Origin of the sequence: Virgibacillus profundi (genome assembly GCF_002287375.1) — a bacterium.
GTDB classification, from domain to species: Bacteria; Bacillota; Bacilli; order Bacillales; family Amphibacillaceae; genus Virgibacillus_K; species Virgibacillus_K profundi.
Map to the genome: position 1 here is coordinate 484,074 of NZ_NPOA01000001.1, position 15,648 is coordinate 499,721.

The following is a 15,648-nucleotide window of genomic DNA, read 5'->3' on the forward strand; positions in this document are numbered from 1 at the left end:
AAATTACCAAAATATTATGTAATAGTTTGAAAAAACATTTCGCCTTCCCATCAACAACGAATCACTATTTACTCAATGCAGGAATTGTGTTAAGCTAACAATAGGTTACTTTTTGTAATCAATGTTATCCATTTTTTCTCAATTTGTACGTATACTCATTAAGTAGAGTGAGGTGATGATCATGGAGGAGTTATGTCCACGTTTCGAAAAAGCAATGGGACTTCTTAGCACACGCTGGGTCGGGCTTATTTTATTTGATTTGTTAAAAGGTACAAAACGTTTTTCACAAATGGAAGCGGATTTGCCTATTAGCGGACGATTACTCTCTGATCGACTAAAATTGCTCGAAAAAGAAGGTATCGTTGCACGAAATATATATTCCGAATTCCCTGTCCGTATTGAATATTCTTTATCTGATAAAGGAAGAGCTTTGGAGCCGGTTATCAAAGAAATTCAATCCTGGGCTGATGTCCATGTACCAGCTGAGCAGGACGATGAACAAAAAGTATAATTTAGGTTGGGCTGTTGACGTTCACAGCCCTTTTTGCGTTCCCCCGCCATCATCCATTCTTTTCCCCTTGATAAACTGCAGCATCACGTAAGCAGCTATCCGACTTGTCATATTTCGAAAGTCAATAGTCGGATCTATTTCCACAATATCCATGGCCTGCACCTTTTCATAATGGGAAGCGAATAAAATCCCCTTTAGCAATGTCTTACTATCCATGCCACCAGGGCCAATTGCGGGGCAGCCAGGTGCAAATGCCTGATCAAGTACATCCATATCCACAGATAAATAAATCACATCAACGACCTTAGCCAACCTCTGGATTTCAATCTCCAATATTTGATTTAATGATAAACGATCCACATCTGCCATCGTATAAACAGTAACACTCTGCTCCTTGGCATATTCATCGTAAGCACCGGAATTTGTGAAATCACGTATGCCTATTTGGGTTAAGTTTTCCCCACGTATGATGCTGTCTTCAAGCAACCTTCGAAATGGGGTGCCGTTTGTTGGTCCTCCATCCTCTGTATTACGTAAATCATGGTGTGCATCAAATTGAATGACACCAACCGTTTTCTTTTCAGCAAACGCTTTAATCGAGGAGTAGCTGATCGAATGGTCCCCACCTAAGATCATCCAGTTACCAGCCGTTTCTGTTGCAAAAACATCTGTAAGTCCTTCCGTAATTCGCTCCTGATTTTGGGTAACATCTGTTGGATTCATGTAAATATCTCCAAAGTCAATGATTCGATCCGCAATCTCCATTCCTTCTTCACCGGAATAGGTTGTGTAGCTTTGCAATGCCTCACGAATTGTAGTCGGCGCAAAAGAAGCACCCGAATGACTGATCGAGGCCTTAGATAACGGTACACCAACAACTGCAATCTCACGCTGCATTCCTGGTGAATAAGCTTCAAGCAGCTCTCTTGCCTTCGTAGTATAGCTGTCTTTAAAAACAGCCTCACCGGCAGGTTTCAAATGACGTAATTTCTTCATCGTATCTCCTGCCTTTCAAATAGAACCGAGCCATTTTTTATCACTGTATTTACATGATTCACGCCATAATGATATGGAATATACATATAATTTGGTGCATCCCATATGACAATATCTGCATTTCTTCCTACAGCAATCGACCCGGCCTGATCCCCGCGTCCAATCGCATGTGCTGCATTTACCGTAACTGCATGCCAAATTTCTTCAGGTGACAGCTTCAGCTTTAAAGCTGCAATCGACATAATTAACTGCAGATTTTCCGTTACAGAGCTGCCTGGATTAAAGTCTGTTGAAATAGCAATTGCCGCACCTGCGTCAATCATTTCCCTTGCCCTGGAGTACGTGTCTTTTCCAAGATAAAAGCTTGTTCCCGGTAAAATAACGCCAATCGTGTCAGATGCTGCGAGCTGCTTAATTCCTTCATCTGAAGTAACTGCCAGGTGATCCCCACTAATCGCACCTAATTCTACAGCAAGCTCCGTTCCACCAAGTGGGTCGATTTCATCTGCATGGATTTTAACCCCGAAACCTTTATCCTTGGCCTTTTGCAAATAATGTCGCGACTGTTCAATCGAAAATACACCTGTTTCTGTAAAAATATCAACAAATTCCGCCAGATTTTCAGCTTTTATTTCATCAAAAAGTTCTGCCATCAAATCGAGGAAGCCCTCAGGATCAGCTTTGTACTTAGGTGGAATCGCGTGTGCCCCCAGAAAGGTAGATACGATATCAAGTGGATGTTTTTCTCCAGCTTCCTTTGCAACTTTCAACTGTTTCAGTTCTGTTTCTTTATCAAGCCCATAGCCGCTTTTGGCTTCAACTGTTGTAATTCCGTACGCGGCCATTCGGTCTAAATGGAAGAGGGCCTTTTCCAGTAATTCATCATAGGAAGCTTTTTTTGTTGCATTTACTGTCGATAATATGCCGCCACCTTGCTTTAGAATTTCCAAATAAGGTACATCCTGCTGCTTCAGTGCCATTTCCTGCTCCCGTGATCCACCAAAGACGAGATGTGTATGTGGCTCAACAAGACCTGGTGTAACAAGCCTTCCTTTTGCATCTATTGTGCTATTTGCTTTGATGTTTGTTGCTTCATCAGCTGTTCCAATCCATTCTATTTTGCCATTTTTAATACCTATAGCTGCATTTTCCAATAGGCTTAAATCATTCATTTCACTCCCCTTAACAGGACCTTTTTTATCCAAGGTTAAAAGCTGACCAATATTTTCTATTACTATATCCATTTGATTACCTCACTCCTTCATCGGAATCGTTATATCATTATTTTCGGCAAAATCGATCGCTGTCTGATAACCCGCATCAGCGTGACGGATAACTCCCATGCCTGGATCTGTTGTTAATACTCGCTCCAGACGTTCTTTAGCCAGCTGTGTTCCATCGGCAACTGCGACCATCCCTGCATGCAGGGAATATCCCATACCAACGCCACCACCATGATGGAAGGATATCCATGAGCCACCAGCTGCTGTGTTGATTAGTGCATTCAAAACAGCCCAATCTGCAACTGCATCACTGCCATCCTTCATTCCCTCTGTTTCGCGATTTGGTGATGCTACAGACCCACTATCCAAATGATCACGTCCAATTACAATTGGAGCTTTTAATTCACCTTTACGAACCAATTCATTAATTGCCAAGCCCATTTTCATACGCTCACCATAGCCCAGCCAGCAGATTCTGGATGGCAATCCTTGAAAAGCAACTTTTTCACGTGCCAAATCGATCCAGCGGATTAAGGCATCATTTTCAGGAAAAAGCTCTTTGATTAATTGATCTGTTCTGTAAATATCTTCAGGATCTCCCGATAGTGCTGCCCAGCGGAATGGTCCTTTTCCTTCCGTAAATAATGGACGGATATATGCAGGGACAAATCCTGGGAAGTTAAAAGCATCTCTAACCCCCTCATTTTTTGCTACCTGTCTGATGTTATTTCCATAATCAAAAACGATCGATCCTGCTTTCTGAAATGCCAGCATTGCTTCTACATGTTTTGCCATACTCTGTTTGGAAAGCTTGGTGTATTTATTCGGATTCTCCTTGCGCAATTTCGCTGCTTCTTCTATCGTGAATCCTACTGGTACATATCCATTCAAAGGATCATGTGCAGAAGTTTGATCTGTTACAATATCAATTTGGATATCTTTTTTGAGTAGTTCATAATGAATCTCTGCTGCATTTCCCAGGAGCGCAATAGATAAGGCTTTCCCATTCTTTTTAGCTTGCTTTGCTAGTTTGATAGCTTCATCTAAGTCATCTGTCAATACATCACAATATTTGGTATGCAGGCGCTTTTCGATTCTACTCTGATCAACTTCAACTGCAATGACAACACCTTCATTCATTGTCACAGCAAGTGGCTGTGCCCCGCCCATTCCACCAAGCCCTGCTGTCAATGTAATTGTGTGTTTCAGCGATCCATTATAATGCTTCTTTGCAAGGGCTGAAAAAGTTTCATAGGTGCCTTGAAGAATCCCCTGTGTCCCAATATAAATCCAGCTGCCTGCAGTCATTTGTCCATACATCATTAAGCCCATTTGATCAAGTTCATGAAAATGTTCCCATGTCGCCCATTTTGGAACTAAAACAGAGTTTGACAGAAGTACCCGTGGTGCATGCTGATGTGTTTTAAATACACCAACTGGCTTTCCTGACTGAATCAGCATCGTTTCATCATTTTCCAGCTTACGCAAAGTTTTAACAATGGCTTGAAAAGCATCCCAATTTCGTGCAGCTTTTCCGATACCGCCATAAACGACAAGCTCTTCCGGATTTTCCGCTACTTCAGGATCCAGATTATTGTAGAGCATTCGTAAAGCCGCTTCCTGTTCCCAGCCTTTACACTCAAGCTCAAGCCCTTTTTTTGCTTTTACATTAAGATCGTTCATAAGCTTCTCCCCTGCCTTTCAATATATTTTCACGAACATCACTTGCTTCACAGTTTTTGAGCCAATCTGTCAGTTTCTCAATATCTGTTGAAAACACCCTGTCTTTTGTAATACTCGGCACAATCCTCCTGGCTTTTTCATACAATTTTCCGGTAGCTGAGGCCATTCGCTCAATTCCCCGATATTCCACTGCCTGCATGGCACAAATAAGCTCGATCGCCACAACTATCCTCGTATTTTGCAGCATTTGGAGCGCATGCCTTGCAGCGATTGTTCCCATACTCACATGATCCTCCTGATTTGCCGATGACGGAATGGAATCGACACTTGCCGGATGGGCGAGGGTTTTATTTTCCGACACAAGTGATGCAGCACTGTATTGCATAATCATCGCACCTGATTCAAGTCCAGGATTTGGACTTAAAAATGGAGGTAAATCATTGAGCTGCGGGTTTACCAAACGTTCAATTCGTCTTTCAGAAATATTCGCAGTTTCAGCAATTCCCAGTTTTATAAAATCCATTGCAAATGCGATTGGCTGACCATGGAAATTCCCACCTGAAATTATTTTGTCAGCTTCGGAAAAAATTAACGGATTATCTGTAACCGCATTCATTTCTATTTCCAGCTTTTCTTTAGCGTATAACGCAGATTGCCAGCATGCTCCCAGCACTTGTGGTATACACCTTAATGAATAAGCATCCTGAACGCGTTGTTCACCTTGTCTTGTTGTCAGTTTGCTATCTGATAAAATATGGCGGATTCTTTCTGCCACATCCATTTGCTCCTGATGACCTCTAACCTGATGCAAATCCTGATCAAATGCATCAATAATTCCTTGCAGCCCTTCTAACGTCATTGCAGCAACATACTCACTCTGGTGTAAAAGCTTCTCTACTTCCAAATAGGTGATCACACCAACTGCTGTCATTGCCTGTGTTCCATTAATTAATGCCAGGCCTTCCTTCGCTTTTAATGTTAGTGGGGGTAGGTCTTCTTCCTGCAGTACATACCTTGTTTCTATTCGCTCCCCCTGGTAATATACTTCTCCTTCCCCTAACAGAGCTAACGCCAAATGAGATAGTGGCGCCAAATCTCCACTTGCACCGAGCGAGCCCTGTTCAGGAATAACCGGATGTATTCCTGCATTAATAAAATTAATTAATTGCTCTATCAATACCGGCCTTACTCCAGAGTGCCCCTGAGATAATGCATTGGCACGAAGCAACAGCATGGCACGACTAATGTTTTCATGAAAGGCTTCTCCCACCCCACATGCATGAGAATGAATAAGGTTAAGCTGCAGCTCATCTAAATCTTCATCTTCAATAATGACATCACTAAATTTGCCAAATCCCGTGTTAATCCCATACATTGTCTTTTTTTCAGTGAGCATCGCTTCAACGGTGTATCTATTTTCCAGCACTTTCGTCATTGCCCCAGTAGATAAACTCACAGATTCTTTTTTAAAAACTACCTGTTTCACTTCATCCAGCGTTAACGTTTTTCCAGTTAAAATGACCACATTACTGCACCTCCATGGTGTCGCTTTAGCATAATAAAGCAGACAAAGTAAAAGGAGGCTATGGTTATAAACCATGCCTCCCTGACATTTCATTTCTATATGGTTTCGCTGCTTTTACAATTAAAAACATGTAACCACTCCAATAATTATACTATTCATACACTTATTATTGTAAGCGCTTTTCGATGATAAAGCAACACTTCCCGGGAATTTCTATCAGTTTGGGACTGCGGTTATGTTGTGCACCGAAAGGAATTGTTGTTCTAATGCTGCAAGGGCTTTCCATGTTCTGCGGTATCTTCTATTGGACAGCATCTCATCTCATTTTCGGTTGTTTCGTCCTTGAGAGGAGCTCTCACGGACATCTCCCTTCTCATTTCCGGCTGTTTTGTCCTTGAGAAGAGCTCTCACGGACATCTATTGTACAGTTTCGTCGAAGAGAATTAAAAAGCAAGAAATGGTTTCGATGGGGCGAGCAGTCCCAGTATTATTGCGGGGCGAACGAAGTGTAGTCCCAATACTTACGATAAGTTCCAAAGAAAAAGCTGCCTACCTCACAAGAGATAAACAGCACAGCACCCAAATTTATTTTTCTTTTTCAGACGTCTGGTCACGTCCCCAAAACTCGATTCCATCCTGATTTTCCAATGTATCACGGTAGAATACAGGATCTTTACCCGCTTTCCGCTGTTTACGGTAATCCTTCAAAACAATGTTTACTATTTTATATAACTTGGTAATCGCGTAAAGGTTAATCAGTGCCATAATCGCCATCGTTAAGTCTGCTAAAGCCCAAACAAGGTCAAATGTAGCAACAGCTCCAAAGATGACCATCGCCAGCACTGCTATACGATAAATAAATAATCCAATTTTGCTATCTTTTACATAAGTAATATTGCTTTCCCCATAATAATAGTTTCCTAAAATCGAGCTGTAGGCAAACAGCAAAATGGCTATAGCAATAAAACCACCTGCCCAATCACCCAAATGAAATGCAAAGGCATCTTGTGTTAACTGGATCCCATCTGCTTCACTGCCCGCAAAACCACCTGCTGCCAGGATAATAAATCCGGTTGCACTACATATTATAATCGTATCAAAGAATACACCCAATGCCTGAATTAACCCCTGCTTTACCGGGTGTGATACTTCGGCAGTTGCTGCAGCGTTCGGGGCACTCCCCATACCAGCTTCATTGGAAAATAATCCCCGTTTGATCCCCATCATAATTGCAGCACCAAATCCACCACCTGCAACTTCTCGAAGACCAAAAGCATTGGCAAAAATAAGAGAGATCATGTCCGGCACTGCTGTAATATTAACGATCAGTACAAACACAGCTACAAATATATAAATAATCGCCATAACCGGTACGATAATTTGCGTTACATTTGCAATGCTTTTTAGCCCTCCAAATATTACAATTGCCGTTAAAATAACTAAAATGATTGCGATTACGCTTGAATCGATATCAAATTGTCCGGAAAAAGCAAGACTGATCGTATTTGATTGTACGGAGTTAAATACAAGACCATATGTAAATGTAATAGTAATTGCAAAGACTACCGCCAGCCAGCGCTTTTTCAAGCCTTTTTCCATATAATACGCAGGTCCGCCACGATATTGCGTTTTGTCAGGCACTTTATACACCTGTGCAAGTGTACTTTCGACAAAACCTGAAGCTGCACCGAGCAGTGCGATCAGCCACATCCAAAAAATAGCACCAGGTCCTCCAAGAGCTACCGCAGATGCTACACCGGCAAGGTTTCCAGTTCCTACCCTTGATGCTGCACTAATTGCAAATGCCTGAAAGGATGATGTTCCCTTTTTGCCTGATGCACTCATTGTTCGTTTATCAAATAGTACACGAAACATTTCCGGCAAATTTCTAAATTGGACAAAGTCTGTTTTGATCGTAAAAAATAAACCTAACCCAATTAATACGATAATGAGTACATAACTCCATAAGGCGTCGTTTATTTCGCCAACAATATTTTCAATAATACCCATTCCTGATGTTCTCCTCCTTGATGTCAGCCTGATTTCTCTTCTCTCTTTTAAAAATACCCGTTATTGCTTTATCCTAACCACAAATAATAATTATATCATTTTTTGTAAAAGGCTGTATTCTAAAAGTAAATTGTGATTATTCAACCACTGTTGAAATACACTGATTAAATAGCCACCTGGGGTTGGTTCCGTTGAAAAAGTACCATTTGTGCTGATAGACTACCGATGTCCGCTAATAGGCGTATGTCAATATAAATATCATCCAATTTGACAAAAGATCCAATCACCACTTAGCAATGTGATATCAATAAAACAGGGATACAAATCGGTTAAGATTTGTATCCCTGAATATAGCTCTAAATTATTATAAGATGAAAAAATGCTTACATCCCCTTATCCCAAGGGAAATCCGTCCCAAACAACTCTGCAAATTTTTTCGATTGTTTTCGTCGTTCTTTTCGTTGATTAGCTCGAATTGATGCATGTTCATGTAGAATTTTCTCATGTTCCGACTCTGGATATACCCCTGGAACCGGAATTGGCCTGCCCTCTTCATTTACTGCTACAAATGTTAAAAATGCTGTTGTACATACCTTCCGATCCCCTGTCAGCAAATTTTCTGTAACTGCCTTTACAAATACCTCCATAGACGTATTATGTGTCCAAGTTACAAATGCCTCCACACATACTGAATCTCCTTCTTTTACCGGTGCAAGAAAATCGACGGAATCGGTTGAGGCTGTTACTACTGGTTTTCTGGCATGTCTTACGGCGGCAATTGCAGCAACATCATCAATATGCGCCATTAATTTTCCACCAAATAATGTACCATGATTATTCGTATCCGGTGGCAATACATGGGATGTTTTTACTGCCAATGAATAAGAACAAGGTTTTCCTTTCATATCACTAACCTCCATACTTTTTCCTTTATTTTTCCCCAAAATAGCTCTAATTACAACACTGGTGAAATTAAGCGGGAAATTGATTCTTTAAAACGTATTCCGAGCGAACGCTCATCATATAGTTTTTTTGTCATTTGCGTAGACAATTTAATATCTTCATTAAATGCTTCCAGTAAGCTTTCGGCAAGACTTTCATCATATAAAAAAGCATTCACTTCAAAATTCAAACGGAAGCTGCGTACATCAATATTCGCAGTCCCAACAGATGCAATTTCACCATCCACTACAATTGTCTTTGCATGCAGGAAACCATTTTGGTATATATAAACCTCTGCTCCAGCTTCAAGCAGGTCCCCTACATTGGATAATGTTGCCCAGTATACAAAGGGGTGATCCGGCTTATTCGGGATCATTATTTTCACATCAACACCAGACAGTGCGGCAATTCTGAGCGCATCTCTTAAGCTTTCATCAGGAATATAGTAAGGTGTTTGAATATAAATATACTCCTTGGCAGACATAATCATTTTGATATAGCCATTTTTAATCTGTTCCCAATCCGAATCGGGGCCGCTTGAAACAATTTGAACACCAACATCCCCTGCCGGATCAGCTGCATAGTAGCGTTCATCATATAAAATATCATTACGGGATGCCTGGTTCCAATCCAGTATATATCTTGTTTGCATATCCCGCACAGCATCCCCAAACACCCGTAAATGCGTATCACGCCAATAACCAAATTTTTTACTTCCACCAAGGTATTCGTCCCCGATATTAAACCCACCGATATAGCCGACTTTCCCATCTATAATAGCTAACTTACGATGGTTCCTATAATTGATTTTAAAATTGACTTTAGGAATTCTTGATGGGAAAAATGCTTCAACATGGGCTCCGGCATTACGCAGCCGTTTTATGTATTTCCGACTTACCCTTCGTGACCCCATATCATCATAAAGCAAACGAACCTCTACACCTTCATTCACTTTCTTTATTAGTACATCTGCAATTCGCTTTCCAAGCCGATCACTGCGGATGATATAATAAAGCAAGTGAATATGATCTGTCGCTTTTTCCATATCCTGGATCAATGCATTAAATTTTTCTTCCCCATCTGTAAAAATTTCAACTTTATTATGCTGGGTAAAGATGGCATCATCATTTCGCAAATGCAAATAAATGAGATCCTCATACTTTGTTATATTTTTATGTTTGAAAATAAATCTTTCTTCTTCGAGTGCACGAAGCTGGGACTGTACGGCAGTCTTCACTCCGAGTCTTACTTTCGTATCCCACGTGAAAATCCTTCGTTTGCTGATTGGTTTGCCGAAAATCAGATAAAGAAAGAATCCTGCAATCGGAATAAAAAGCAGCACCATCAACCAAGCCCAGGTAGAACTAGCATCTTTTCGTTCCAGAAATATAATAGAAATACCTAAAGTAATATTAAAAATTAAAATAAAACCAAGTAAATAAGTTAGTATTCCCATTATAAAATTCTCCTCTCCAAAACACAATTGCTACAAATTTCCATGGTATTAATATAGCATACAATCGTTTTAAAATTAAATAACACAAAACGATTCTTTTGCAACATCTGCTACCTAAGGGTACTAGTATTCCTTTAGGTTTATACCATATTCGAGATAATAAAGTTTCCTTAAAATAAAATACGTTTGCATTGGTTGATTGCCAGTGCAAACGTATAAGTTATTCTATAAAAGTGTTTTTAAACTAGGCTCTTTCGTAAACTTTGGGACTGCACTTCGTTCGCCCCACCAAAATAATGTTACTTTTTAACCTTCGGAGTTTCTATAGACGCGACGAAGTGAAAATCATTTGCAAACGCTGGTTGAGAGCAGGGATTCGCTCCAGAAACACATTTTGCTTTCCGCGGGCGGCTGGTGAGCCTCCGTGTGCTACGCACTACGGGGTCTCACCTATGCCTTTCCTCCCGCAGGAGTCTCCATGTGTTTCCTCCGCTGGAATTCCGGTTACTGCCGATGAACTGTATTAGTAATTAATATTCAAAACATCAAACCACCTCACCAGTTCGGGTGAGCGAAGGGCGGTGACTCCTGCGGGAATAGCACGTGTCCGAAGACCCCGCAGAGTGGTTTTCTCGAGGAGGCTGAGGCCGTGCCCGCGGAAAGCATCCGCCCGGAGCGATCCCGAACGGCGATTATAGCAAACAGTATTTACGTCGCATTTTATATCTAGTACGGGGTAGTTAACAACAAGTCTTTTGGTGGGGCGAGTAATCGCAGTCCCAATTCACTTCGATGGGACGAGCAGTGCGCAGATCCAATCTATGCGAAAAACAGCCTTAAACTATAATTTCTCCAATGCCTGATCCAGATCTGCCCAAATATCCTCCCATGCTTCGAGGCCTACGGATAAACGAATGAGCTGATCAGTTATTCCCATGGCCTGCCTTGAATCCTCCGGCACAACAGCATGTGTCATTGTAGCAGGGTGTTCAATTAAGGTTTCTGCATCACCAAGACTGACAGCAATCTTTAGAAAGGATAAACTGTTTAGCAGCTTCTGCGCATCCTGTTTTGTTCCTTTAATTTCAAACGAAATGATCCCACCGCCCCGTTTCATTTGTTTTTTGCGAATCAGGTAATCAGGATGGCTTTTATCATTAGGATAATAAGTTTCTTCAACATTTGGATGGATTCGCAGCTTTTCAAATATTTTCTCTGCATTATCCGAATGGCGATCAAGACGGATAGGCAAGGTTTTTAATCCTCTTATCAAAAGCCATGCATCAAATGGCGAAATAATTCCACCAATATCCTTCTGTGTTGTCATAGCTACTGAATCCAGAAAGTCCTTTTTTCCAACGACTAGGCCTGCTATAACATCCCCGTGTCCACCAATATATTTTGTCGCACTATGGAGAACCACATCACAGCCTAACTCCAGCGGTCGCTGTAGATAAGGAGATGAGAAAGTATTATCAACAACTACCGGAATCCCATATTCTTGTGCAACTTCAGCAACCATTTTTAGATCAATTAGCTTCATTGTTGGATTGATTGGTGTTTCCACATAGATACAGGTTGTTTCTGGCTTAATAAGTGTACGAATTTCTTCCTTTGTTTCCATTGCAGAGAAATCATGAGAAATATTATATTTTTCTTCCATCATCGTTAATAAACCAAAAGTACATCCATACAATCCGGACGAACATAGTATATGGTCATTAGCTTTCGTTAATGCAATTAAAACCGCAGAAACTGCTGCCATCCCTGAGGCAAAAGCAAGTCCACGCTCGCCATTTTCCAGTGCTGCAATTCTTTCTTCCAATACAGATACGGTAGGATTGCCCAATCTTGAATAAATATAGCCATCCTCTTCCCCGGCAAATCTTCGTTCCCCTTGCTCAGCTGTATCGAATGTATATGTTGATGTTTGAAATAGTGGTGGAGTCAAACTCCCCAGCATCTCTTTTGAATCATATCCTTCATGAATGACAGACGTCTCAAAATGTTTATGTTTTTTCTCCATACGACTAGCCCCCTTCAAGTGCTTGTAAAATAAACATATCTACTATTATCATAAGCTATTACACTCATATTTGAAAGCGTTTTCCTCTAATCTCTATTCACTAATATTTTCAGCGTAAACAAGCCAATTAATTGCTTTGTTAAAAAAATAAATCTAATATTAGTTTAATTTAAGAGATAAAGGAGAAGTTCCAATGGATAAAAATCAGGAGAAGTTAGGGATATTATACACAGCTACGGCCTATATCTTATGGGGATTCCTGCCGATTTACTGGAAATTAGTGGACCGGGTTCCAGCAGGTGAAATACTGGCACACCGGATTGTCTGGTCGTTTATCTTTATGCTTCTGATTGTTTCCATTTTACGAAAGTGGTCTCCTTTCATTCAAGAATGCAAAGTAATCCTGAAAGACAGGAATAAGCTGATCGGTATATCTGCAGCTTCCATTTTGATAAGTATAAACTGGCTGACTTTTATTTGGGCAGTAAATAGTGACCATGTTATTCAAGCCAGTTTGGGGTATTACATTAATCCTCTGGTCAGTATTTTATTAGGGATTATCGTATTAAAAGAGAAACTTACAAGGAGACAGGTTATATCATTCATACTTGCAGCTGCAGGCGTATTCTACCTAACATTCAGCTTTGGTGTATTTCCATGGATTTCTATCCTATTGGCACTTAGTTTTGGATTTTATGGCTTGTTGAAAAAGATGGTGGATATTAGCGCCATGTTTGGGTTGACCATTGAAACAATGATTGTGACTCCCATTGCTGCGATTTATTTATTCACATTACCCGAAAGTGTTTTTACTTTTGACACTGCAATGTCATCGACGAATCTTTTATTGATCGGAGCCGGTGTAGTTACTGCAGTTCCATTATTGTTATTTGCAAGTGGTGCAAAACAAATCCCACTGGCAATGGTAGGATTTTTGCAGTACTTTGCCCCAACACTTATGTTAATTCTCGGTGTGTTTCTATACAATGAGACATTCACTATGGCACATTTTATCGCATTTGCATTCATTTGGACTGCATTAATTATTTATATGGGTTCAGCATACAAACGACCAATGCGCCCACGAAAAAAACAGGAAATTTAATTATTTTTAAAATATAGTTGACAATTGAATCAATTAAATACTATAATGTTCAGTAATTCAAAAAATTAAATCTCTTATCAAGAGTGGTGGAGGGAATAGGCCCTGTGAAACCCGGCAACCTTAAGCAGAAAGTATTTGCTTTATTATGGTGCTAAATCCTACAGATCGAAACTGGTCTGGAAGATAAGAGGAGGACCCGTTAAAATATACGCCCTCTTCTTAGGAAGAGGGCTTTTTGATTTATCTCCTCTTCCTCCAGATTCTCTACAGGCAGCAAGAGGCTTCATACTTTCAAACTATTTTAATATCAAATTACCCAAGGAGGAATTTATTATGTCAAAATTTAATTTTCATAACCCGGAAACAGTATTACTTCATGCAGGTCAGGAAGCAGATCCTACAACAGGATCAAGGGCTGTACCAATCTATCAAACTACGTCATACGTTTTTCGCGACACAGAGCACGCACAAAATCTTTTCGGATTAGCAGAGCCAGGAAATATTTATACCCGAATCACGAATCCAACCGTTGACGCTTTTGAGCAACGTGTTGCCCAGCTGGAAGATGGTGTAGCAGCAGTAGCAACAGCTTCAGGAATGGCTGCTATCACATATGCTATTTTAAATGTAGCCAGTGCAGGTGATGAAATCATAACAGACAGTAATTTATATGGAGGAACCTATAATCTTTTCGCAAATACATTGCCTCGTTACGGAATTAATGTAAAATTTGTCGATGGTACTGATATTGATGCAATTGAAGCAGCCATCACTGATAAAACAAAAGCAATTTTTGGTGAAATCATTACAAATCCAAGCTTAAACATATTTGATGTAGAGGCAGTTTCTTCCGTCGCTCACGCTAATGGCCTTCCATTAATTATTGACAATACATTTGCTCCATATCTAACGAAACCTCTAACGTGGGGTGCTGATATTGTTGTCCACTCTGCAACAAAATGGATAGGCGGTCATGGTACGGCAATCGGTGGCATTGTTGTAGATGGCGGACGCTTCGATTGGGATAATGGAAAATTCCCAGGATTTACAGAGCCTGATGAAAGCTATAATGGACTTAAATTTATCGACGTTGGTCCTACAGCTTTTGCTACTAAACTACGTGTTCAATTATTACGTGATATCGGGGCATGTTTAAGTCCTCATAATGCATTTCTATTACTGCAAGGACTTGAAACATTGCATTTACGCATCGAGCGTCACAATAAAAACGCCGGGGAAGTAGCTGCATACTTACAAAAACACCCTGCTGTAGAATGGGTTAATTATCCAGGTCTCAAGGAACATCCTTCCCATCAATTGGCGAAAAAGTATTTGAAAGATGGATTCGGATCCATCATCACATTTGGCATTAAAGGTGGACGTGATGCAGGAAGAAAACTGATTGATAACATTACCCTATGGTCACATGTTGCCAATGTCGGTGATGCAAAATCACTTATCATTCACCCTGCATCAACAACACATCAGCAATTAGGTGAAGATGACCTTGTAAAGAGTGGTGTGTCTGAAGAATTGGTTCGCTTATCTATTGGTCTTGAATCTACAAAGGATATTTTAATTGATTTAGATCAGGCTATTGCAAAGGCTGTTAATGAACCTGGTTTGTATGAAGCAACCGATGAAGATGCAATTAACTGGTTACTATCTTCTCCATTTGACCGTAATAATGGTGCTGTGCGGAAAAAGGTAATTGCTGTGGTGGAGTCCAATGATTCTGTTCAACAGTTGAAGGAATTAGGATTCGGTATTATCCAGGTTAATGAAACATCCGAACTCAATGATATTCAGGGTAATGTGGATGCTGTATGGGTAAATAACCAGCCATTAGCCCAATCAACTATTGAACAATTTATAAATAAACAAGGAAAAATACTATGGGTTGAGGAACCTGGTGTGAATGAACGACTATTAGAAAACGCCAAAGCTGCAGGAATCACTGTTATTTCAGGTAAAAATCCATCTGAAGAAGCAGTTCGAATAAGAGGAAATCACTCTGTCAGAGAAACTTTGGAAGTATAGAACTTCTCCTTCTTCCGTTTTTTTAGAAAACTGCCAGTAAAGTTTCAAATAAGGTTTATTTTACTGTAATTATGGAAAAATTAAAGATAACCACTGTTCAAGATCGCCTTGATTCAAGGCGATCTTTTTTT

General features: G+C 40.3%; 11 protein-coding genes and 1 riboswitch. Of the genes, 3 read left to right on the top strand and 8 right to left on the bottom strand.

The genetic code is table 11. The features are described from left to right. The first annotated feature begins 181 nt into the window (after positions 1-181). Positions 182-511 carry a winged helix-turn-helix transcriptional regulator gene (locus CIL05_RS01960; RefSeq protein WP_095653812.1) on the top strand — a complete coding sequence of 110 codons (330 nt, stop codon included), beginning with the start codon at positions 182-184 and terminating at the stop codon, positions 509-511. 21 nt (positions 512-532) lie between these two features. Here CIL05_RS01960 and hutG read toward each other — a convergent pair whose 3' ends face one another. From hutG to megL, 8 genes are all read right to left on the bottom strand, one after another. Beyond that, positions 533-1,507 carry a formimidoylglutamase gene (gene hutG / locus CIL05_RS01965; protein WP_095653813.1) on the bottom strand — a complete coding sequence of 325 codons (975 nt, stop codon included), beginning with the start codon at positions 1,505-1,507 and terminating at the stop codon, positions 533-535. After that, positions 1,504-2,751: an imidazolonepropionase gene (gene hutI / locus CIL05_RS01970; RefSeq protein WP_095653814.1), complete on the bottom strand. Its 1,248-nt coding sequence runs from the start codon at positions 2,749-2,751 to the stop codon at positions 1,504-1,506. Before hutI ends, hutG begins: the two co-directional genes overlap by 4 nt. 9 nt (positions 2,752-2,760) lie before the next feature. Further along, positions 2,761-4,413, bottom strand: a complete 1,653-nt coding sequence (gene hutU / locus CIL05_RS01975; RefSeq protein ID WP_095653815.1) for a urocanate hydratase — start codon at positions 4,411-4,413, stop codon at positions 2,761-2,763. After that, entirely contained in the window at positions 4,400-5,938 is a 1,539-nt protein-coding gene (gene hutH / locus CIL05_RS01980) for a histidine ammonia-lyase (RefSeq protein WP_095653816.1), read from the bottom strand. The genes hutU and hutH overlap by 14 nt, the downstream gene beginning before the upstream one ends. A gap of 585 nt (positions 5,939-6,523) precedes the next feature. Next, positions 6,524-7,948: an alanine/glycine:cation symporter family protein gene (locus CIL05_RS01985; protein ID WP_095653817.1), complete on the bottom strand. Its 1,425-nt coding sequence runs from the start codon at positions 7,946-7,948 to the stop codon at positions 6,524-6,526. A gap of 383 nt (positions 7,949-8,331) precedes the next feature. Further along, positions 8,332-8,853, bottom strand: coding sequence for an acyl-CoA thioesterase (locus CIL05_RS01990; RefSeq protein ID WP_095653818.1), 522 nt, complete (start codon positions 8,851-8,853; stop codon positions 8,332-8,334). 50 nt (positions 8,854-8,903) lie between these two features. Next, the gene (gene cls / locus CIL05_RS01995) at positions 8,904-10,346 is read right to left on the bottom strand and encodes a cardiolipin synthase (RefSeq protein ID WP_095653819.1); all 1,443 of its coding nucleotides are present in this window, start codon (positions 10,344-10,346) and stop codon (positions 8,904-8,906) included. An 841-nt stretch (positions 10,347-11,187) separates the two neighbouring features. Beyond that, on the bottom strand, positions 11,188-12,372 hold the full coding sequence (gene megL, locus CIL05_RS02000) for a methionine gamma-lyase (RefSeq protein WP_095653820.1): 1,185 nt from the start codon (positions 12,370-12,372) through the stop codon (positions 11,188-11,190). Between the two features lie 193 nt (positions 12,373-12,565). On the opposite strand from megL, the gene rarD reads away from it, so the two are divergent. Next, positions 12,566-13,477: an EamA family transporter RarD gene (gene rarD, locus CIL05_RS02005; protein WP_095653821.1), complete on the top strand. Its 912-nt coding sequence runs from the start codon at positions 12,566-12,568 to the stop codon at positions 13,475-13,477. A 71-nt stretch (positions 13,478-13,548) separates the two neighbouring features. Next, a riboswitch (SAM riboswitch) is annotated at positions 13,549-13,667 on the top strand. A 143-nt stretch (positions 13,668-13,810) separates the two neighbouring features. Further along, positions 13,811-15,517, top strand: coding sequence for a PLP-dependent aspartate aminotransferase family protein (locus tag CIL05_RS02010; RefSeq protein ID WP_095653822.1), 1,707 nt, complete (start codon positions 13,811-13,813; stop codon positions 15,515-15,517). The last annotated feature ends 131 nt before the right edge of the window (positions 15,518-15,648 follow it).

Coding starts and splice junctions, on each gene's coding strand:
- CIL05_RS01960 (WP_095653812.1), top strand. CDS start 182: ATGGAGGAGTTATGTCCACGTTTCGAAAAAGCAATGGGACTTCTTAGC.
- hutG (WP_095653813.1), bottom strand. CDS start 1,507: ATGAAGAAATTACGTCATTTGAAACCTGCCGGTGAGGCTGTTTTTAAA.
- hutI (WP_095653814.1), bottom strand. CDS start 2,751: ATGGATATAGTAATAGAAAATATTGGTCAGCTTTTAACCTTGGATAAA.
- hutU (WP_095653815.1), bottom strand. CDS start 4,413: ATGAACGATCTTAATGTAAAAGCAAAAAAAGGGCTTGAGCTTGAGTGT.
- CIL05_RS01985 (WP_095653817.1), bottom strand. CDS start 7,948: ATGGGTATTATTGAAAATATTGTTGGCGAAATAAACGACGCCTTATGG.
- CIL05_RS01990 (WP_095653818.1), bottom strand. CDS start 8,853: ATGAAAGGAAAACCTTGTTCTTATTCATTGGCAGTAAAAACATCCCAT.
- cls (WP_095653819.1), bottom strand. CDS start 10,346: ATGGGAATACTAACTTATTTACTTGGTTTTATTTTAATTTTTAATATT.
- megL (WP_095653820.1), bottom strand. CDS start 12,372: ATGGAGAAAAAACATAAACATTTTGAGACGTCTGTCATTCATGAAGGA.
- rarD (WP_095653821.1), top strand. CDS start 12,566: ATGGATAAAAATCAGGAGAAGTTAGGGATATTATACACAGCTACGGCC.
- CIL05_RS02010 (WP_095653822.1), top strand. CDS start 13,811: ATGTCAAAATTTAATTTTCATAACCCGGAAACAGTATTACTTCATGCA.